17 protein-coding genes are annotated in these 20,701 nt (G+C 45.1%); 8 read left to right on the forward strand and 9 right to left on the reverse strand.

The genetic code is table 11. The features are described 5' to 3' along the window. Positions 1-73 precede the first annotated feature (73 nt). The 4 genes from ppnN to queF form a co-directional block, all read right to left on the reverse strand. The gene (gene ppnN / locus MSG38_RS17235; protein ID WP_048612241.1) at positions 74-1,438 is read right to left on the reverse strand and encodes a nucleotide 5'-monophosphate nucleosidase PpnN; all 1,365 of its coding nucleotides are present in this window, start codon (positions 1,436-1,438) and stop codon (positions 74-76) included. A 243-nt stretch (positions 1,439-1,681) separates the two neighbouring features. Beyond that, positions 1,682-3,247 carry a GGDEF domain-containing protein gene (locus MSG38_RS17240; protein WP_081229491.1) on the reverse strand — a complete coding sequence of 522 codons (1,566 nt, stop codon included), beginning with the start codon at positions 3,245-3,247 and terminating at the stop codon, positions 1,682-1,684. 118 nt (positions 3,248-3,365) lie between these two features. Then, positions 3,366-5,624 carry a tetratricopeptide repeat protein gene (locus tag MSG38_RS17245; protein WP_248402284.1) on the reverse strand — a complete coding sequence of 753 codons (2,259 nt, stop codon included), beginning with the start codon at positions 5,622-5,624 and terminating at the stop codon, positions 3,366-3,368. A 58-nt stretch (positions 5,625-5,682) separates the two neighbouring features. Continuing rightward, a complete protein-coding gene (gene queF, locus MSG38_RS17250; RefSeq protein ID WP_248402285.1) occupies positions 5,683-6,528 on the reverse strand; it encodes an NADPH-dependent 7-cyano-7-deazaguanine reductase QueF in 846 nt (281 codons plus the stop codon). Positions 6,529-6,659: 131 nt separating this feature from the next. On the opposite strand from queF, the gene syd reads away from it, so the two are divergent. The 3 genes from syd (at position 6,660) to MSG38_RS17265 (ending at position 9,594) form a co-directional block, all read left to right on the forward strand. Next, positions 6,660-7,205 (forward strand): SecY-interacting protein, encoded by a 546-nt coding sequence (gene syd / locus MSG38_RS17255; RefSeq protein ID WP_248402287.1) that lies wholly within the window; start codon positions 6,660-6,662, stop codon positions 7,203-7,205. A gap of 4 nt (positions 7,206-7,209) precedes the next feature. Beyond that, on the forward strand, positions 7,210-7,986 hold the full coding sequence (locus tag MSG38_RS17260; protein ID WP_017060766.1) for a Zn-ribbon-containing protein: 777 nt from the start codon (positions 7,210-7,212) through the stop codon (positions 7,984-7,986). A 402-nt stretch (positions 7,987-8,388) separates the two neighbouring features. After that, positions 8,389-9,594: a carbohydrate porin gene (locus tag MSG38_RS17265; RefSeq protein WP_248366564.1), complete on the forward strand. Its 1,206-nt coding sequence runs from the start codon at positions 8,389-8,391 to the stop codon at positions 9,592-9,594. 91 nt (positions 9,595-9,685) lie between these two features. Here the strand turns inward: MSG38_RS17265 and MSG38_RS17270 are convergent, their stop codons facing one another. From MSG38_RS17270 to metN, 3 genes are all read right to left on the reverse strand, one after another. After that, positions 9,686-10,495: a MetQ/NlpA family lipoprotein gene (locus MSG38_RS17270; RefSeq protein WP_019824947.1), complete on the reverse strand. Its 810-nt coding sequence runs from the start codon at positions 10,493-10,495 to the stop codon at positions 9,686-9,688. Between the two features lie 66 nt (positions 10,496-10,561). After that, the gene (locus tag MSG38_RS17275; RefSeq protein WP_048612236.1) at positions 10,562-11,245 is read right to left on the reverse strand and encodes a methionine ABC transporter permease; all 684 of its coding nucleotides are present in this window, start codon (positions 11,243-11,245) and stop codon (positions 10,562-10,564) included. Further along, positions 11,235-12,269, reverse strand: coding sequence for a methionine ABC transporter ATP-binding protein MetN (gene metN, locus MSG38_RS17280; RefSeq protein WP_017060763.1), 1,035 nt, complete (start codon positions 12,267-12,269; stop codon positions 11,235-11,237). The genes MSG38_RS17275 and metN overlap by 11 nt, the downstream gene beginning before the upstream one ends. 207 nt (positions 12,270-12,476) lie before the next feature. On the opposite strand from metN, the gene gmhB reads away from it, so the two are divergent. The 5 genes from gmhB to treC all read left to right on the forward strand — a co-directional run bounded on the left by gmhB (position 12,477) and on the right by treC (position 17,949). Then, entirely contained in the window at positions 12,477-13,061 is a 585-nt protein-coding gene (gmhB, locus tag MSG38_RS17285) for a D-glycero-beta-D-manno-heptose 1,7-bisphosphate 7-phosphatase (RefSeq protein ID WP_017060762.1), read from the forward strand. Positions 13,062-13,124: 63 nt separating this feature from the next. Beyond that, complete coding sequence (locus tag MSG38_RS17290) at positions 13,125-13,460, forward strand: MliC family protein (protein ID WP_248402288.1); 336 nt, start codon at positions 13,125-13,127, stop codon at positions 13,458-13,460. Between the two features lie 90 nt (positions 13,461-13,550). Continuing rightward, positions 13,551-14,495, forward strand: a complete 945-nt coding sequence (gene treR / locus MSG38_RS17295) for a trehalose operon repressor TreR (RefSeq protein ID WP_248402289.1) — start codon at positions 13,551-13,553, stop codon at positions 14,493-14,495. Positions 14,496-14,699: 204 nt separating this feature from the next. Then, positions 14,700-16,124, forward strand: a complete 1,425-nt coding sequence (treB, locus tag MSG38_RS17300) for a PTS trehalose transporter subunit IIBC (protein ID WP_017063347.1) — start codon at positions 14,700-14,702, stop codon at positions 16,122-16,124. 139 nt (positions 16,125-16,263) lie between these two features. After that, positions 16,264-17,949: an alpha,alpha-phosphotrehalase gene (gene treC, locus MSG38_RS17305; protein ID WP_048606705.1), complete on the forward strand. Its 1,686-nt coding sequence runs from the start codon at positions 16,264-16,266 to the stop codon at positions 17,947-17,949. 143 nt (positions 17,950-18,092) lie between these two features. Here the strand turns inward: treC and MSG38_RS17310 are convergent, their stop codons facing one another. Beyond that, positions 18,093-19,001 carry a hypothetical protein gene (locus MSG38_RS17310; RefSeq protein ID WP_248402290.1) on the reverse strand — a complete coding sequence of 303 codons (909 nt, stop codon included), beginning with the start codon at positions 18,999-19,001 and terminating at the stop codon, positions 18,093-18,095. Between the two features lie 102 nt (positions 19,002-19,103). Beyond that, positions 19,104-20,669 (reverse strand): winged helix-turn-helix domain-containing protein, encoded by a 1,566-nt coding sequence (locus MSG38_RS17315; protein WP_061038720.1) that lies wholly within the window; start codon positions 20,667-20,669, stop codon positions 19,104-19,106. Positions 20,670-20,701: the final 32 nt, after the last annotated feature.

A 20,701-nucleotide genomic window follows, 5' to 3' on the forward strand; every position in this document is an offset into this window, starting at 1 on the left:
AACGTCATAAGCTGATTAACTTTATGCCTACCAATTGGTTATCACTCACTTAGTTACTCGTTAATGAGTGTGTCTATTCGCTCGGTGCAATTTTATAGCAAGGCACGTAATCAGAGCCGCCCGGTAACTTCATTCGATGTTGCTCAACAAAGTCGTTTAGCAGTTGGTCCATCTTGGTCATTAGCTCTTTATCGCCATCAATTAGGAATGGGCCGTGCTTCTCGATCTCCAGAATACCCTCGGCTTTGACGTTACCCGCCACAATGCCTGAGAACGCTTTACGTAAATTAGCGGCTAGGCTCTCGGTTTTTTGGTCCATATGAAGATCAAGCGCCGCCATAGATTCGTGTGTTGGGTCGAATGGCAGTTGGAACTCAGGCTCAATATGCAGTGACCAGTTGTAGCTGTAGGCATCACCGGTCTCTTTACGGTGAGAGCGCACATCTGGCATCGCTTGTTTCATGATTTTCGCAGCGCGTGCTGGGTCATCAATCACGATCTCGTAATGTTTCTGAGCATCAGGCCCTAGAGTTTCACCAATGAACTTATCGATTGAGCGGAAGTAAGCCTCACTCTCTTTCGAACCTGTTAGGACAATCGGCATTGGCTGCTCAGCGTTATTCGGGTGCATCATTATCCCTAAGATGTACAGCAGCTCTTCAGCTGTGCCGGGGCCGCCTGGGAAAATGATGATGCCATGCGCCATACGAACAAACGCCTCAAGACGCTTCTCAATATCTGGCATGATCACCAGTTCGTTCACGATTGGGTTTGGTGGCTCAGCCGCAATGATCGAAGGCTCGGTAAGCCCTAGGTAACGATGGTCGGTATAACGCTGTTTGGCGTGACCAATGGCAGCCCCTTTCATTGGGCCTTCCATCGCACCCGGTCCACAACCGGTACAGATATTCAGTTCACGCAGGCCGAGCTCATTACCGACTTCACGAGTGTATTGGTACTCGCTGGCATTAATAGAGTGGCCACCCCAACATACAATCAGGTTAGGCTCGATGCCCGGCGTCAGCGCTCCTGCATTTCTCAAGATACCAAACACAAGGTTGGTAATGTGAGTGGCATTAGTCAGGTTGAGCCTTTGGTTATCGGCTAAATGCATGTTGACGTAAACAATGTCACGCAACACTGAGAATAGGTGTTCTTGAATACCCTTGATGATTTCACCATCGACAAAGGCATGCTCTGGTGGGTTGCTCAGTTCGAGCTTAATACCACGCTCACGGCGAACGACTTCGACATCGAACGACAGATATTTGTCGAGCAACTCTTTGGAGTTGTCGGTGTGGCTACCCGAGTTCAGGACCGCTAACGTACAGTTACGATACAGTTGGTACAGATCACTAGACGCGGTTTTCTTAAGACGCTCAACCTCAAGTTGAGAGAGTAAATCCATGCTACCGGCAGGGCTGATATGAGTGATCATAGTGCCTCCTTGTTGAAAAGAGCAGGGGACGTTGAAGTGACCCTCTGGCTCGAGAGTGAGAAGCAAACGTTGAAAGTGTTTGGTTAAAGGTGGGAGAGAGTTAACCAGACGAAACGGATACGACAGCGTTGCTTGCCAAGAATGCTTGTTAAGCGAATGTTAATCATTAGCTTAGCAAACATTGAGGGAAATGGTATGTGATAAGTATTTGAAAAAATGAAATAAATTAAATCTAGGACTGGCCTAGTGCCAAACAAGTTGGTTGTTACCGCGTTGTTTTGCTTTATTTAGCGTTGTATTGAGCCGCTCTAACACTTCTTCCGGTGTATCTGACTCTTTAAACTGAGTACTTGCCGCGCATAAAGTGATCGTGATTTGTTGGTCACGAAACTTAAAGGGTAAGCGGCTTACTTGAGTTTGAATGTTTTGAATCACCTGATGGCAATATTCATCGGTTTGCTCTGGTAGCAATAAGACAAACTCTTCACCTGAAAAGCGAGCCACAGTATCGGTGGTGCCTGCTTCTTTGGTGATGGTTCTTGCGATGATCTTGAGTGCTTTGTCGCCCGCGGTATAACCAAAGCTATCGTTAATTGCTTTGAAGTTGTCGATGTCGAGCAGTACTACGCGTAGCGAATGTTGCGCACGGATCCAGCGGCGATACTCAAGCTCTAAGCGATCAGTAAAGGCTGTGCGATTGTAAACCTTGGTTAGAGGATCAAGCAGCATACGCTGAGCCTGATCTTCCAAACGCTTACGGTAATCTTGGGTCACTTCATAGAGTGAATCTAACTGAGTCTTTCCGTAACTCATTCTCTCTATCAGAGCTTGTTCTTTTTGCTCTGCGTGGTTCAGTCTTTCCGAAAGAGAGGCGATTTCACTGAGTAGCGGATTAATCGACAGCTTTAAACTATCAATATCTTTCGCTTTATCTACCGAGCTTTGGCTTCTAGTGACAAGTTCATTTAACTCAGAATTCAGACCTTGGCGGTGCTCAAAGTAGCTCTGGCTCTGGTCGGCATTTTGGTCTGCCGTTTTGATGCTGGACGCTAGAGAAGAGTTAAGCTGGTCGATGAATTGTTCAGATTTTTTACGTTCTAGGTTGGTGCCTTCAATAACCAGTTTGAGGATCTGAAGTGTTAGCTCAAGTAGGTTTTGTGTGGACACTCCAAGCAGCAGCTTCGCTCGAATATCGGTAAGCAGATCACCCGATTCACCCTCGAAGTCGAGTTCAGTGATCAGATGTTGTAATTCGTTTGATAGGTCGGAAAGGAGCTCTTGTTCCGGAGAGTGCGCAGCGTCGGCAAAATGGGTGCGTGAGTTATTCGCCATAATCTTTATGGCACGCTCATAAATACCGAGAAGTTTCATGGCATGGTCGACTTTCTGACTGCCATTGCATTCGGAGAAGCTAAGTAAGTTTCGTAGGTCGCGTTTTAGCTGTGCTGGAAGGCCAGTTATGCGCTGCAGCGTTTCCCCACTGTGCTTAATGCTATCGTCCAGATATCCGTTCTGTTTATCCATAGCCAACGTTTTCTGCTTAAGCATCCTTTCTAATACTGCCAGCTTGGGGATCATCGAGCTAATGTCTTTTTGCTTTTCTAGCTCTTCCCTAAGGGCAATGAGGTTTTCATCTAAATGGCTGTTACTGCCAACACATGCGTCACTTAAAGATGTGACGATACGCTTTAGAACTTTCTGTTCTCTAATAAACTTGAACGAGGTGTCTCTTTGCGTCAAACGGACCTGCTCCAACTGAGATTTCAGCTGGTGGAGTTGCGCCTGAATGTCTTTTTCAAGAATGCCCATAGATGTATTTATTAGCGCCGCGTAGACCGATCTCGATCATTTTGATGAAATTCCGTTACATCGATAATAACAAAACTAAAAATAAGGTCACGACTTGCTGCTCTTAACCGCTCGCAAATCAGTCATCTTTTAGCATTTTTTTGATGTTGTCCTCATTCTGGTACGAGGATTGTATTTTTATTAACCCTTGATTAATCGCATGTTTACACGCTTCTCTTATGTTACCAGTTGCAAGGCTCGCTGCTGGTGCATTATCGATAGCTTTTAGATAGACCCATTGACTACTGCGCTCTTTGAGACTGATCTCACGAGCTAGATTGGTCGACATTAACAATACGTCGAGCAGCTCTTGATCGTTAATTGCGGTGTAAGCGCGTGGCAAGAATGGGTAGTCAGCGATGCCCATACGGACCGTTCGGTTGATGTTACGCTCTGTTTCGAAGTCATTCACCCAAGATTGAATCTTTCTGAACATGGCTTCCGGCGACAAATCACGGTCCGCGTTTGGCTCGATATAAAGCAGGTTCGCATCCGAGAAGTGGTAGACACGAGCTGGGCCTTCAAGCTTAGATTTTAGGAATTCACCGAAAGCGTCTTCCAGTTCTAGACCGGCTTTGTAACCGTTCTGCGTGTACATATTGCGTAAGAACGGTAAATCAATCATCACGAAGCGTAAACGGTCGTTGAGTGGCTCATGAATCAATTCGCCAAGCTGCCACTGTTCGAAGGTCTGGCTGGTTTGTTCCAGCGAGTTAGAGAGCTTCGCATTGAGCATTCTTAAGTTCGGAAGCTTTGAACGTGAGTGCGTAAATAGGTCGGTGCGCAGTGAGTCCACTTCTTTGGCTAAGGTTTGAATGAGATAGCCACGGCGCAGAACAAAGAAGAACAAGACAATGCTGAACAGGAATAGGGCGAACGATATTTTTTGGAACTTACGATGCTCCAGTTTGTATTGCTCTAGCTCTTGTGCTTGGCCTGCGTAGTGCAGGGTTTGTTCGGCAAATTCTTTCTGTTGACGGAACGCGTCTTCGCCAACACGGTTAAGTTTTTGCTGCTCTAGAGAGACAAGGCTGTTGTACTGCTTAAGGTTTGCCAACGCTTGCTGTGGGCGACCAGCCTGTTCATAACCCAAAGAAAGTAAGTAGTACGAGCGTTGCGATAGGCGCATATTTTCTACCTGACGCGATATCTCAAGTGCACGTGTCGCATGCTTTATCACGTCTTCGCTTTCTTGTAGGTGATACGCTAACCCTGCAGATAACAGTGCAGCACGACCTTCCAGTTTTGGAATGTCGGTGTATTCGAGCAGCTCAAGGGCACGGGTTAGGTACTGTTCTGCTAGAGGGTAGTTATAAAGGCGTAAGTAGGTTGCCGATAGACTTAGTCGGATATCAATGACTTGGTGGATATCTCGGTCAGTGCTTTCGTGATCAAGAACGTTGAAGAAGTGCACCAAGGCAAGGTTATATTTCCCTTGATAGAAGTACACATCCCCCATTTTCTTAAGCACTTGTGCTAAGACTGGCGAGTTTTCAAAGTTATCATAGAAATCAGCGGCTTGAGATAGGTGTTCTAGCGCTTTATCCAACACTTGGCGCTCAAAGAAAAGCTGTGCAAGCAGGCGGTTTACCTTAGCTAAACGTGAACTCAGATTACCCTCTACCGATTTCCAGTATCCATACAGCAACTCAGATAATGCGTGGTTGTACTCTTTGTGAGTCAGATAAAACTCACCGACGGAGATGTGATAGTCGATGGTGACTTTTTCAGAGTAACGCTGATCGAGATAGGTTTTCGCTTCTTGATAGAACTTCTCGGCTTCATCGACCTTGTTGTCGTAAGAGGCGATGTTGGCTTTCAACATGATCAAGCGATAGGTAATGCCTTCCGTTAAGCGCAAGGTTTTATTCACCGACTCTAGATTTTCTTCAATGCTCGTGAGCGCTGATTTTGCTTTGGCTGATTTTCTATCACTCAGCCAAAGTAAACGCACTTTTAGGATCTGAAGATCTATTTTTAGGTAATCAAGTTTATAGGTTTGCGCTAGCTCAGAGGCTTTGTCGATGTGCTGAATCGCAATACGCATATTGCCAAGGTTGTATTCCGCTTTGGCTAAGATCTTATACGCATCGATACTGCTGTTTGGTGTTCGAATCGAAGAGTCTGTCTCTTCGCGAGAAATAGCAGAAGGGCTTTTCTCGCGTTGATCAGAAAGGACACGCAGCGTTAGGTAGCTGTTGGCCATTTGTTTTGCTTGGCTCGGCTCGATCTCAACCAAGTTATTGGCTTCATTGAGTAGCGCCGACGAATAAACCGACGCATTGACCGATGTGCTTAAGCTTAAAATAAATAGACTAACAACGTATAACCAACGCATTTCAATGTCCCTTTAAAGATTTGGTAGGTTCAAATAAGTGTGGGTGGTTCTCGCCTGATTATTGGCGGGCCATACGCTTATTGTGGCTTGGTCTATCTTGCTCTGTTGAACGGTATGGGTTGATATCCAGACCACCACGACGTGTGTAACGTGCGAACACAGTTAGCTTCGAAGGTGCACAGTATTTCATGATGTCAGTGAAGATACGCTCAACACATTGTTCGTGGAATTCATTGTGCTCACGGAAAGAAACTAAATAACGCAGCAGAGCTTCACGGTCAATTTGCTTACCAGAATATGCGATCTCAACGCTGCCCCAATCCGGTTGATTGGTGATCAAACAGTTCGACTTCAATAGGTGGCTGTGCAGTGTTTCTTCAACGTCTTGTTTGCCAGCAGCGCCTTCAAGCAGTGACGCTTCAAAGTCGTAGCTAGTGATTTGGATGTCTTGGTTGTCGATACAGTCACCTTCCATCGTCACGATAGGTTGGTTTGTGTAGTCGGTTACTGAGTTTACATTCACAATCACCGTTTCGCCTGCACATGCCGACAAATCTTGGGTCAGGCGCTCGGTTACTTGATCCCAGTTTTCAAATTGAGTCTGGTTGTAGCTGTTCAGGTACAGCTTGAAAGATTTTGATTCAATTAAATTTGGGCTGGTTGCTGGGATGAAAACTTCACCGACCGCAACTTGTGGTAGGCCATTGGTGTTTAGCCACGAAAGCTCGTACATCGTCCAAATATCATGACCAACAAAAGGCAGCTCGCCGTTTAGCGCAAGATCATCGCGATTAAGGCTACGAGGCACTGGTTGCAATAAACTTGCATCGTATTGGTTAGAGTACTCAGTTTTTTGGCCAAGGGTTAAACCCGCTAGCTCTTTTGCGTCAGAATATTTGCTCATACTTTCGTTTCAAATTCGATTAGAATGGGGTCGATTTTACTGAATCCCCCTTACCCTGTCATTAAGTCATCGCTTAATCGGCGCGGAAAGGGCTCGGATTCTATTTATTATTTTGTGTTTAGGAGATTTTCATGACTCAACGTGCTCAAGACGCACTACTTTCTTTCAGTCAGCGATACGTTGACGCGTGGCAGCAGCAACACCAAAGCTTACCTCGTAATGAGGAGTTGGTGGACATCGTATCGCCATGCGTAGAAGAAAAGAGTGGCGACGCCGTGTTGTGGAAGCACTATCCACGTGATCAATTCGCGGATTTCACCAACGTTGAAACCGGTATTGAGTTGACTCTGCATGAAGACATCAAGACTTTCTACGGCGCACAATTCAGCGCAGATATGAATGCAACTTTTGATGGTAACGATTTGACTCTGTTACAGATTTGGAGTGATGAAGACTTCGAATGCCTACAAGAAAACATTTTGGGTCACCTAGTAACTCAGCGTCGCTTGAAGCTAAAACCAACGGTTTTCATCGCCGCGACCGATGCAGAGCTGGATGTTATCTCTATCTGTAACCTAACGGGTAACGTGATTTTGGAGCGCTTAGGCACCAAAAATCGTGATGTACTAGCCGAGACATTGGCAGAATTTTTAGAAAAGCTACAACCAGCGGTATAAATAGATGTACGTACTAGAACTTCAATTTGAGTGTTTTGATAACACAACGGTAAGCGCTGTCGACAAGGCTGTTAATGGCTTAATGGATGCACTTCGTTATAACGGACAAGTGTTAGGTCGTGAGTTCCCAATCGTGATGGGCGATGGTGAATTCTATGTTCGCGTTGTGTGCCCGGAGCAAGATAGCTTGCACCCGCGTAATCACTCAGACTTTGTGAAAGTGTGTTTTGATCGCTTGTCTAACGCGAGCCTACTAGCGCCTAAAATGCGTTTGCTAGGTCGAGATCTGAACTCAGAAGAAGTGGCAGAAGATGAGACGCCAAGCTGGCAGGTGTTATACACGACATTCGTGCATACCTGTTCGCCGCTGCGCAGTGGCGATAGTTTGCTGCCAATCCCTTTGTATCGCAATCCACCTACCTTCAATGGCGATCATAAAGCCGTGTTGAAATGGCAGACAGAATGGCAAGCCTGTGATGAAGTACAAATGGGTGGTGGTTGTCGCGCGGAACATGCAACGCTAACCGAGATCAGTGACACGAAGAGTGTGCTGTTTAAACGCGGTTGGGGTTTAAGAGGGCGCATTGAATATCTGACTAAGGTTCCAACCTACTACTACTTATACCGTGTCGGTGGGATCAGCCTGAAAGATGAAAAAGAGCGTAAATGCCCACAATGTGGTGGTGAATGGCTGCTAGATGCGCCTATCCACGATATTTTCTATTTCAAGTGTGATGACTGCCGATTGGTGTCAAACATCTCTTGGGATCACCTGAAGTAGTCTTCTTGTAGTTATTTAAGCGTCATGCTTTAGATATCGGAGTGCTATTTAGTGCTCCGATATTTTTTTCCTTTTATATTAAATGTTTAGTACCTTGTATCATCCCCGATGCCGTGACTTGGTTACCTGTCTTAGCTCGATCTTTATTACTCTCTTATCGTTACCCTTTCCCCCTTTAAATACGTACAGAACGTGATATTCAGCTCTTTCTTTAGCGCCAATGTATTCATTGAAATAATCCAACGCCCATCAACTTTTAGTTATCTCAATAGTTATCCTGATCACAATAATCAATCAGTTCTCTTTCAATTTATATTCTGCTCAATATAAATGGGACCGATCCCATGGGAATGTTCCCATTTATAAATAATAACCTGATTCTAGATCTGAAAGGAATGGACGATGAAACTGTTACCTATTGCTGCTGCACTCTCTACTGCTTTACTTGCCCCTAATTTATACGCTGATGAAACCACACCATTAGAGTTCAATGGCTACATGCGCGGAGGCGTTGGCCTGAGTAATGAAGGCGGCTCAAACAGCAAGTGGGAGGTGAGTAAAGTTGGCCGACTCGGCAACGAGAATGACCTGTATGGCGAGTTTGGCTTTAAGAAAGAGGTGTATGCTGAGGACGACGTTTCATTTGTAGTTGATTCCATGTTGTCGTACTGGCAAGGCCAAGATGAGAACGCGGCGGATAAAAGCGTTGATGTAGTTCAGCTCAATGTTCAAGCGGTAGGGCTTTTTGAAGACAAGGACATTGGTATTTGGGCTGGTGAGCGCTACTACCAACGTCATGATGTGCACATCGTTGATAACTACTACTGGGATGTCAGTGGTATTGGTGCCGGCGTTGAACACATCAATATGGGCCCTGGTAAATTATCGGTGGCTTTGATTCAAGACACGGTGACTGGCGATGTGTTTGATGGCAAAGAAACCACAGCCATGATTGCTGATATACGTTATGCGGGCATTCCATTGTGGAACAATGCTGATCTTGAGGTTGGTATTGATATGAACTTCGCCAATGAAAAACAAGGTCAAACGGTGGATGCGGATGACAGCGTAATGCTAACCGCGAGCTTGAATCAAAACCTATCAGGCGGTTTCAACAAAACCATTCTACAGGTTGCTAACTCTGGTTATGCCGAGCAGATGACGACTTTTGGAACGGGTAAAGGCATCGTTCGTGATGCAAACAACAACGACGCCGATGGCTTCCGTTTGATTAATTGGGGCGTACTTGCGATTGGCGAGAATATTGAGTTTGGCCATACTGTTCGTTATGCCATGTCTACGGGTGTCGGCGCGAATAATAGCGATGATGACTCTTTCAGTGCCGTCATTCGTCCGCTTTATAAGTGGGACAAGCGCATGCGTACCATCCTTGAAATTGGTGGTTTTGTTGAAACGATTGATAACCAAGATGGGGCAGGTGGTAAATTCACCATCGCTCAGGCTTGGGTTCCACAAGTGGGTTTCTGGTCTCGTCCTGAATTCCGTATCTTCGCCACTTACCTGAATGATGCTGAAAACGACAATGCCTTCGGTGAAGGTAAGAACAGTGAAATGAGTGTCGGTATGCAAGTGGAAGCTTGGTGGTAAGTCGACCTTGCTGGTAAATCCTAACCAATAAAAAGGGGCTGACGTTATGTCAGCCCCTTCGGGTATCTATACAGTGCAGTCGTTTAGTTGATTACCAACCTTTAACGACGCCACCTTGGAAGATGTCAGAAGCTGCGTTGTACACTTCTTCAGTTTGGTAAGCTTTAACGAAGTTCTGTACGTTTTCAGCGTTTAGGTTGTCTTCACGAGAAACGATTAGGTTTACGTAAGGAGAATCTTTGTCTTCAACGAATACGCCATCTTTTTGTGGAGTCAGGTTGATAGAGCTCGCGTAAGTTGTGTTGATGATAGATAGAGCAACATCATCAAGAGAACGTGGCAGTTGAGCTGCGTCTAGTTCAACAATCGTTAGGTTCTTAGGGTTGCCCACGATGTCACGAACTGTAGCTAGAAGACCAGCGCCTTCACGAAGTTCAAGAAGACCTTGTTGCTCAAGAAGAAGTAGAGAGCGACCTAGGTTTGTAGGGTCGTTTGGTACTGCAATACGAGCACCGTCTTGGATTTCGTCTACCGATTTAACTTCTTTAGAGTAACCCGCAATTGGGTAAACAAACGTGTTACCAGCGATAGTTAGCTTGTAGCCACGGTCAGCCACTTGCTGATCTAGGTACGGTGCGTGTTGGAATGCGTTGATGTCGATAGAACCATCATCTAGAGCTGCGTTTGGTGTTACGTAATCTGTGAACGTTACTAGCTCAACATCTAGGCCGTATTTCTCTTTCGCTACTTTAGCTGCCACTTCAGCAACTTGCGCTTCTGCACCTGCCATTACGCCAACTTTTACTTTAGAAGTATCCACTTCTTTATCACCACAACCTGCTAGAACTAGCGCTGAAGCTGCTGCTGCGATAGTTAGTAAACCTTTAAGGCTAAATTTCATAATAATCTCCTTTTAATAAATCTATTTAATTGGGTTCAGAGGACTCTAATCTTTATGCGTGAGTCTTTATCTGTGGTCAACGCGGCGAACTAATGAATCACCGATTGATTGAATAATTTGTACCAGCACAATCAACATCACTACTGTCACAGCCATGATGGTCACATCGTAGCGGTGGAATCCGTAACGAATCGCGACATCACCTAGGCCACCACCGCCCACAGTACCGGCCATTGCTGAGTAGCTCACCAGAGTCACTAGCGTAATCGTTACTGAGTTGATGATAGTCGGTAGTGCTTCTGGAAGCAGAACCTTATTGATGATTTGTGTTGGTGTTGCGCCCATTGATTGAGCCGCTTCTACTAGACCTGTTGGTACTTCAAGTAGTGCACTTTCGATAAGTCGAGCCACGAATGGGATAGCGCCAATCGTCAGTGGAACAATCGCTGCTGTCGTGCCGATGAAGGTACCAATCAGCATTTTGGTCAGTGGGATAATAGCAACCATCAAAACTAAGAAAGGCACTGAACGACCTACGTTCACAATCGCACCGAGAATTTTATTTACCTTGGTGTTCTCTAGCAGACCACCTCGTTTAGTCGTGTGTAGAATCACGCCTAATGGAATACCGACAGCGAAGCCAACAATGCCTGCGACAGCAACCATGTAAAGCGTTTCGCCTGTTGCGCCTAATAGAAGGTTACCGTTAAGGCTGATCCAGTCAGCAATCTCGTTGAAACTAAAGGACATAACCAAGCACCTCTACTTTTACATTGTTGTCGCGTAGGAATTGGATAGCAGCATTATCATCTGCTTCATTACCGAACAGCTCAGCGACCATCATGCCGAACTTCACGCCGCCGGCGTAATCAAGGTCAGAGCTTAAGATGCTGACATCGATATTGAATTTACGTGCAATCTGAGTCATCAGCGGAGCATCAACCGTTGCGCCCGTAAATTCAAGGCGTACTAGTGGGTAGCTGCTGTTTACGCGAGTCTCTTGCAAACGCGCTTGGTAATCTTCAGGAATCGTCAGATCCAATGTTGAGCGAATAAACTGATGTGCTAGCTCTGTCTTAGGGTGAGCAAAGATGTCACCGACTGTGCCTTTCTCTACCAATTCACCGCCGCCAATGATCGCAACTTCATGACAAATGCTTTTCACTACATCCATCTCATGAGTAATAAGCAGGATAGTGATGTTCAGCTTGCGGTTGATTTCGCGCAGCAGCTCAAGAATTGATTGAGTTGTTGCTGGATCCAATGCGCTGGTTGCTTCATCACATAGCAGTACTTTCGGGTCAGAAGCCAGTGCGCGAGCAATCGCCACACGCTGCTTTTGACCACCACTTAGGTTTGCCGGGTAGGTGTCACGCTTATCAGCAAGGCCAACCAATTCAAGTAACTCGCTGACTTTCGCTTCAATAATCGCTTTATCTTTACCAGCAAGTTCTAGAGGTAGTGCTACATTGTTAAATACAGTACGAGAAGACAGCAGGTTGAAGTGTTGGAATATCATGCCGATGTTACGGCGCGCTTCGCTAAGTTCTGATTTGCTGAGTTTTGTTAGGTCGATACCGTCAACAATCACTTCACCAGAGGTCGGAGCTTCCAACATATTTACACAACGGATCAGGGTACTTTTGCCTGCACCAGAAGAGCCGATGACTCCAAAGATTTGACCTTGAGGAATGTGGAGGTTGATATCAATTAAGGCATTGATTTCTTTAGTGCCTTGATAAAAAACCTTGTTGACTTGATTCACTTTAATCATAGAGAAACCCGTGCAGGTAGAACAGAATAATATGTCGATAGCTCGCTCGATTTACAGACGATGCTATGGTGTTCTATGATCTAAGTCAATAGATATTTTTACGTCTAGACGGCTAAACGTCGATTGTATGGTTAAGCTTGAAACAAATCGTTAACGAACGCAAAACTAAATAGATAGTGATGAAGCAAATAAAGCGTGTAATAATTAATGATTAATAGAGAGTTGATAGAGAACAAAATTTTGTCTAAACCTGCTGTTTTTTTAGATCGTGATGGTGTGATTAACGTTGATCACGGCTACGTACATGATGAGCATGACTTTGAATACATCGATGGTGTGTTTGAAGCGGCGAAAGCGTTTAAAGATATGGGTTATTTATTGGTGCTAGTGACCAACCAATCTGGTATTGCTCGCGGCATGTTTAGTGAAGACCGTTTTCTTTCTCTGACGCAGTGGATGGATTGGAACTTTGTCGATAACGGCGTTGAGCTTGATGGAATCTATTACTGCCCGCACCACGCGGAACACGGTATTGGCGACTACAAGCAAGATTGTGAATGTCGTAAGCCAAAGCCAGGCATGTTCATTTCTGCTCGTGACTTTCTGAAGATTGATATGGCTAACTCGGTCATGATCGGCGACAAAGCGGAAGACATGATGGCTGCAGAAGCGGCAGGTGTTGGTACTAAAGTCTTGGTAAGAACCGGTAAACCAATCACTGAAAAAGGTGAAGCGTTGGCTAGCGTGGTACTTGATAGCATTAAAGACGTACCCGCTTTCTTAAAAGGTTAAGACACTAAGTCTTTTTCACTTAGATATAAGTGTTGTTCACTATATAAAGATGAGGAACGCAGTATGAAAGCATTGTTGATAGCATCTCTATGTACGGTAGCGTTATTCGGGTGTTCTAAATCCGCAACGCCTGATGGTGCAGTATCGGACGAGCAATTCGTGACTTATCAATGTGAGTCTGACGTTTCGTTTGATGTGTCTTACCTTGATAATGAAAAAGCGGTATTACGCTTGCCCGATAATGAATACCGCCTGACTCAAGTTCCAGCGGGCTCTGGAACCAAATACATCTTAGATGATGGCACTTCAGAGATGATTAACAGCATCACTTTGCGCACGAAAGGTGACAATGCGCGTCTAGAACTTGGTCGCGTAGTCTATCGAAATTGCCAAAAGTAAGTCATAGTAGAACTGCTAATATTTACAAACAGTTAAGTGAGGGAATCTACCCTCACTTTTTCTTCTCTCCCCTTTAACGTTAGACTTTTTATGAGCAAAAAACTCACTATTCTTGATATTGCAAAGCTGTCCGGTGTTGGTAAGTCAACCGTATCACGCGTTCTGACCAATGATCCAAAAGTGAAACCTGAAACCCGTGAAAGGGTGGAAAGAGTAATTCAAGAATCTGGGTACACGCCTTCAAAGTCTGCGCAATCGATGCGCGGTGGCAGCCAAAAAGTCATCGGCGTGATCATCTCTCGTTTGGACTCTCCCTCTGAAAACAAAGCCGTTAGCACTATGCTGGCTGAGTTGTATCGAGCGGATTACGATGTCGTGATCATGGAAAGCCAACTTGATAGAGATAAAGCCAATGAGCACCTGCAAGTTCTAAAGCGTCGTAACGTTGATGGCATTATTGTATTTGGTTTTACTGACTGCGATATTCCTGCGATTGAAGCTTGGCAACACAAAGCGGTGGTGATTGCTCTGGATACCGAGAATGTCACATCGATTAACTATGATAACCAGCAGGTGATCAATAGTGCGTTGGCGCATTTATCGGATCAGGGGATCTCTGACGTTGGTTTTATCGGGGTTGATCCTAGTGATAAATCAACTGGTGAACTGCGCCTTAAGGCTTATCTTGATTGGTGTGAAAATACAGGTTCAGTGGCAAACTATCGTACTGGGCAGCTTCATCACGAAAGTGCTTATCAGCTGGTGGATGAGGTTTTAACTCCCGAGACTCAAGCGATCGTTTGTGCCAGTGACACGCTGGCCCTTGGCGTTATAAAACGTCTGCAAGAGTTACAGCGTGAAGATGTGGTCGTCACGGGCGTTGGTGGCAATGATCTTCTTTCCTTCTTGTTCCCGCGAGTATTTAGTATTGATCCTGGTTACCAATCTGCAGGTAAGCTGGCTGCTAATCTATTGATCTCTCAGCTTTTAGGCAATTCAGAGATCTCTCATCACACCCAATCTCCTATTCTATAATCCACTCAATTAAGCGAAATTGAACCGCTTAGATTAAAATTAGAGTGTGATCTCTTTCAATTAATGGGACTGTTCCCATTTTAATTTATCATTCATGCGGGCATTATAATAACCGCGATTGGGAATGTTCCCATGGGTCTAAATCTGAGTGGTTATAGCTGCATGGTTTAGATGAGTAATTGAATGAAACCAGGGTGGGGTAGTATGAGTAAGATAGCGAAGCAAGACGTTGCGCGTCTTATCGAGTTAGTCGGTGGTAAAGAAAACATTGCGAGTGTCAGCCACTGTCTGACTCGACTGCGTTTTGTATTGAACGATACAGAGCAGGCCAACAAAGCTGAACTCGAAAAACTGAAGCTAGTAAAAGGCTGTTTTACTAACGCAGGCCAATTCCAAGTTGTGATTGGCACTGAAGTTGATGAAGTGTACGCACTTCTGATTGAACAGACAGGTAAAGAGGCATCATCAAAAGATGAGGCGAAGCTGGCTGCTCGTCAAAACATGAACTTCCTTGAACGTGGTATCTCCCATTTAGCCGAAATTTTCGTACCACTGCTGCCTGCCATCATTACTGGTGGTTTGATTCTTGGTTTCCGTAATGTGATTGGCGACATTCGCATGTTCGACGGCAAAACCCTCGTTGAAATCAGTCAATTCTGGGCAACCGTTCACTCTTTCTTATGGTTGATCGGCGAAGCTATTTTCTTCTTCCTACCGGTTGGCGTGTGTTGGGCAACGGTTAAGAAGCTTGGCGGAACCCCCATTTTGGGTATCACGCTCGGTGTGACCTTGGTTTCACCACAACTGATGAACGCATACATGATAGGTAAATCGGTACCTGAGGTATGGGATTTTGGACTGTTCGTGATTGAAAAGGTCGGTTATCAGGCTCAGGTGATCCCTGCGATGTTAGCGGGTGTGGCTTTGGCGTTCATTGAAACTAATCTTAAGCGCATCGTCCCTGCTTACTTGTACCTAGTGGTTGTGCCATTTGTATCGATTATTTTGTCTGTGATTCTAGCGCACGCTTTCATTGGCCCATTCGGTCGTATGTTAGGCGATGGTGTGGCATTCGCAGCTAAAGCAGCAATGACAGGTGACTTTGCGATTCTTGGTTCAGTGGTATTTGGTTTCCTTTACGCACCTTTGGTTATCACGGGTATTCACCACACAACCAACGCCGTGGATCTGCAACTGATGCAAGACTTAGGCGGCACACCAATCTGGCCTTTGATTGCACTATCAAACATTGCACAAGCATCGGCAGTAGTCGGCATCATTATCTTGAGTAAGCGTGAAGGTGAACGAGACATCTCGGTTCCAGCGGCAATCTCAGCCTACTTAGGTGTAACAGAGCCTGCGATGTACGGTATTAACCTTAAATACAAATTCCCAATGCTGAGCGCAATGATTGGTAGTGCTGTTGCAGCCGCAATCTGTGGCAGCGCGGGTGTGATGGCGAATGGTATCGGTGTCGGCGGCTTGCCGGGCATCCTATCGATTCAACCTCAATATTGGTCGATTTACCTAGTCGCGATGCTGGTGGCGATAGTACTGCCTATCACGCTAACCCTGTTTTTCTACAAGCGAGCCCAATCCAAGGGTGAGTTAGAAACCGCGAACGCGTAATGCATTTAATAAGCGATGACTCCAAAGTGAGCCATCGCTTTTCTCTTAGTTATAGTTTTTCTTTTAGTTATAACGGCTATTCGACCATGATTCACATGGTGATTTTTATTTTATATTTTCTGGTAAGTGAGTGTTAGAGATGGCGATGACTGAACATGATGAAAGCTGGTGGAAAACCGCGACCATCTATCAAATCTACCCAAAGAGCTTCTGCGACAGTGGCAGTAAAGGTACTGGCGACATCAAAGGGATCATTTCGAAACTGGATTACCTCAAACATTTGAGTGTCGATGCGATTTGGCTAACCCCGGTTTACGCATCACCAATGATCGATAATGGCTACGATATTTCAGACTACTACGCGATTAATCCTCAATTCGGCACCATGGAAGACTTCGACTTATTGCTGTCTGAAGCGCACCAACGTGGTATCCGTATCGTGATGGATATCGTGGTAAACCATACCTCGACAGAGCATGCATGGTTTCAATCTGCTTTGGGCGACAAAAACAGTCCGTACCGCGATTATTATATCTGGAAAGATCCAGTAGGTGGCCAAGCACCAACGAACTGGCAGTCTAAGTTCGGTGGTAATGCATGGGAATTAGATGAGGCGACAGGGCAATACTTCCTACACTTATTCGCCAAAGAACAGGCTGATTTGAACTGGGAGAACCCGGTTGTACGTGAAGAAGTGAAAGACGTTATCAGCTTCTGGGCTGAAAAGGGCGTTGACGGTTTCCGCTTGGACGTGATCAACCTGATTTCAAAGCAGCAAGATTTCTCTAATGATGATATTGGTGATGGTCGTCGTTTCTATACCGATGGCCCACGTGTGCACGAATATCTGAAAGAGATCAGCGAAGCAGTGTTTCAGAAGTACGGTAGCGTGACCGTCGGCGAGATGTCTTCAACCACGTTGGAACACTGCCAGCAATACTCAAACATTGATAACAGCGAGTTATCGATGGTATTTAACTTCCACCACCTTAAGGTTGATTACACCAATGGTGAGAAGTGGACTAATGCTCCGTTTGACTTCTTACAGCTCAAATCGATCTTTAACCACTGGCAAACGGGATTGAATGGCAAAGGGTGGGGCGCACTATTCTGGTGTAACCACGACCAACCAAGAGTGGTGAGCCGCTTAGGTAACGATCAGCAATATCGCGTTGAATCAGCCAAGATGCTCGCCGCTTCTGTCCACATGATGCAGGGCACACCTTATATCTATCAAGGTGAAGAGATTGGCATGACTAACCCTGGCTATACTGAAATTAGCCAGTATCGTGATGTTGAGAGTACCAATATGTACGACATCATGGTCAACCGTGATGGTGTGGCGCATCAAGATATGATGGCGATTTTGGCGCAGAAGTCTCGTGATAACTCTCGTACACCAATGCAATGGAACAGTGAGCCTTACGCAGGATTCTCACAAGCTCAGCCATGGCTTGATGTAGCGAATAATTACTCTGAGATTAACGCTGAGCAAGCACTGGAAGACAAAGACTCTGTTTTCTATTTCTATAAGAGCTTGATTGAGTTACGTAAACAAGTACCAGTGATTACGGATGGCAGTTATCAAGATCTACTGCCTGAACACTCATCCATTTTTGCGTATGCACGTCAGAACGAAGGTCAAACTTTGCTGTGTATTAACAACTATTATGGCGAAGAGGCGGAATGCGTTTTACCGGAACGTTTTGATATGACTAAGGCGAAGAGTTTGTTGTCTAACTATCAACAAGCGAACACTTCAGTTGCATTACATCATCAAGTGTTACGTCCTTACGAGACTCGTATTCTCTTGATTGAAGGTTAACCTTGTTTCATTTCAATAAGCCTAATTCTATTCCCCTTAAAGAATTAGGCTTTTACAAAGGCTTTGGAGTGCTCCCCAAAGCCTTTTTTATTGTTTGTGGGTAGTTAGCCGTTACGCTCAGGTTCAGTGAATCTAAGTCAGGGCTAGCTAATCGAGGTCAGTACCGCTGCTGATTCTTCGATCGTAGATTGCTCTACAGACATCAATTCAATCTGTTCAATCAAACCGATGCTAGGGTTGAACCAGCGCTCTGATGATGTGCCAAATTGTGTTGAATCCATACCTTCACAGTTGATGTAGTAGGTGTTTTTCTCCGTAAGATTCGCAGCTTCGATGGATTTACCCGAAACAGTGAAGCTTTTACGTACACCTGTTTCATTGATTTCTTGCTGCCAAGTAACTTGGCATGACGCATCAGTTCGCAGGCTTGATACCCACGAGTTGTCTTCAAAGTCATTCAGCATGTTAGCGACTGCTTCGCCATCTAACGTCACTTGCAATGAAACGGTTTCCTCACTGATATCAATGATTGGGTTACTCTCTTTTACGTCAGTTCCTTTCAAACGGAAAAGAGGGCTGCTGCGCATTACGGTTGTGATGTATTGGCTACCAATAAAGTAAGCATTGGTGATTTCATGTAGACCGCGGTCAGGGCCTGCAAAATAAATGCTGCCGTCTTCTTGTGTACCTTCAACATTTGTCATGATGTCTTCAGAAACATAAAATTCGGTGATGCCGTAATTGATCAGGTCATTGATAACTTGAACGACCGCTTCATTGCCAGCCTCCTCTTCTAACCCTGCAATAATGAGCTCACCGCTTAAAGGAGTGAAGTTCATTGTCATTACGCCTTCAGTCTCACCATCTTTGGTAAATGAGTAGCCCAATGTTGTTTCTGGTTTAGGGGAAAATGCAGAGCTCGCAATAGGGTAATCAACCTGACTGCTTGGACCTTTATTACCGTCTGTAGAACCAGAAGAAGAGCCGCCTCCGCCGCCACAACCATAGAGAGCAAAGAGAGAGGTCGCTAGTAGCGTCATTGTTTTTGTCATGTTGAACATTCCTAAAGTTGGGAGCCCTTGGTGGGCTCGATGTTTTTAGGAATGCTATTGTTTGAGGAGTAAATAGGGCAAAAAACGAAGTCACATAAGATCTTAATTTATATTTAAGTTATTTATTTTAAAGGGTTTTTCTTTGTCCTTTGAGAACTGTTGCCCGACAGCGGTGCAGTAGTTAAGCATTAATTTTTCCCACTGCTTTATGATTAAAGGCTCTTTAACGCTTAGCTTTAAGCTCTTCCAAGGTTGTAGGCAGGTCGATTTGGATTCCGGTTTAGATAGCCGAGCGAATAGGTCTTCGGATGGAACCACTCTTAATAACGCAACCAGAGACTCCATGTAGTTGAGGCGGAACTTCTCCATGTTGCCTTGCTTATAAGCAATGTGAGAAACCATCATATAAACCAACGCATTTTCGATCGTAGAGTTTCCTGAGGTATTGGTCAGAAGTTCTTTTGCGGTTTGCAGGTCTCTCAGTTTGAAATGAATGATACCAACCCACAGTTTGAGTTCGTCCGGTAGTAACTTAAATCGAGTTTGAACAAGATTGGTGAACGCAATGAGCTTCTTCTGATCCGTTTCAAATAGAGCAAGTTGTCGTGCAATCAGAGTAGACGTCATGGTGTTGAGCTTGATGCCATCAAACGTGATGGTTTTTCCACTCAGCAATTCGCTGACTTCGGTATTATCGACTGACCATTCTGGCGACAATGGTGCGGGCAGAGCAAAGTAGTTAGCCAACTCTCGGTTGATCTCCATAACGCTGCTGCTGATGTTATTAACATCAATAGAGTAAACCCCACCAAATGCCAGCTTCCCTGAGTTTGGGTAAATCAGGCTTATTTTAGCGACAAGGCGCTTATCTACTTCTTGATCCTTCAACTGAATGTTAAGCAGGTAATCACTGGTACGCATGTTCTTGGCGCCCGGAAAGAAGGGAGAGCTATCTATAGGGTCAAGGAAGTAGCTTGGCGCATCTTGGTTAGCAAGATCGGTGTAGGCGTATTCAATCTGCTGTTGAAGTATTAATGCTTTTACGACTTTTCGGTATTTTCTGGAATTATCGCCAATGGCATCCAATCGATTCAGAAGAAGTTCGACCTTAGGAATCAATCGTTGGTCGCGTTCGACTTCGGAAGCACGAGTCGAAGATTGCCAAAGCATATAACCCATTACCGCTGTGCTGATCAGCAAAACCAAAGACACCACAACAAGCCAAGGATTAACCGGATTGGAGGTAAATCCTTTTTGACTGGTTGGAGATTCTATGGCGGTATCATCTGCTTCGGTATCTGGGGAACTCGCGGCAAAGCTAACCGAGCTTGGATTAAGGAAGTAGCCCTTGCGTGGATAAGTCACCAGTATTTTGGTCGCGTCGCTATCTGGTAGGTGTTTTTGAAGTACTGAACGTAAGGTACTGATTCGGTTTGTCAGAACATTTTTAGAAATGAAGTTACTTTGCCATACAGATTCAATGATGTGCTCAGCAGCGAGCGGTTCACCCACGCTAGTCAGAAACAGTTCGAGTAATTCAATAGAACGAGGTTCTAAATCGATGATCTGCTCGTCGCAGCTTAAGACTCGTGTGTTGGGGTTGAATTCCAAGCCTTCAATATAAATAGAGGCTTGTTGGTCTTTGGCGCTAGAGAGGTAATCTTGCATAGAAAAGGCGACGGTTTATAAAACCTAAATTC

The sequence above is a fragment of the Vibrio sp. 1CM24A genome, from assembly GCF_023161725.1.
Classification (GTDB): Bacteria; Pseudomonadota; Gammaproteobacteria; order Enterobacterales; family Vibrionaceae; genus Vibrio; species Vibrio coralliirubri.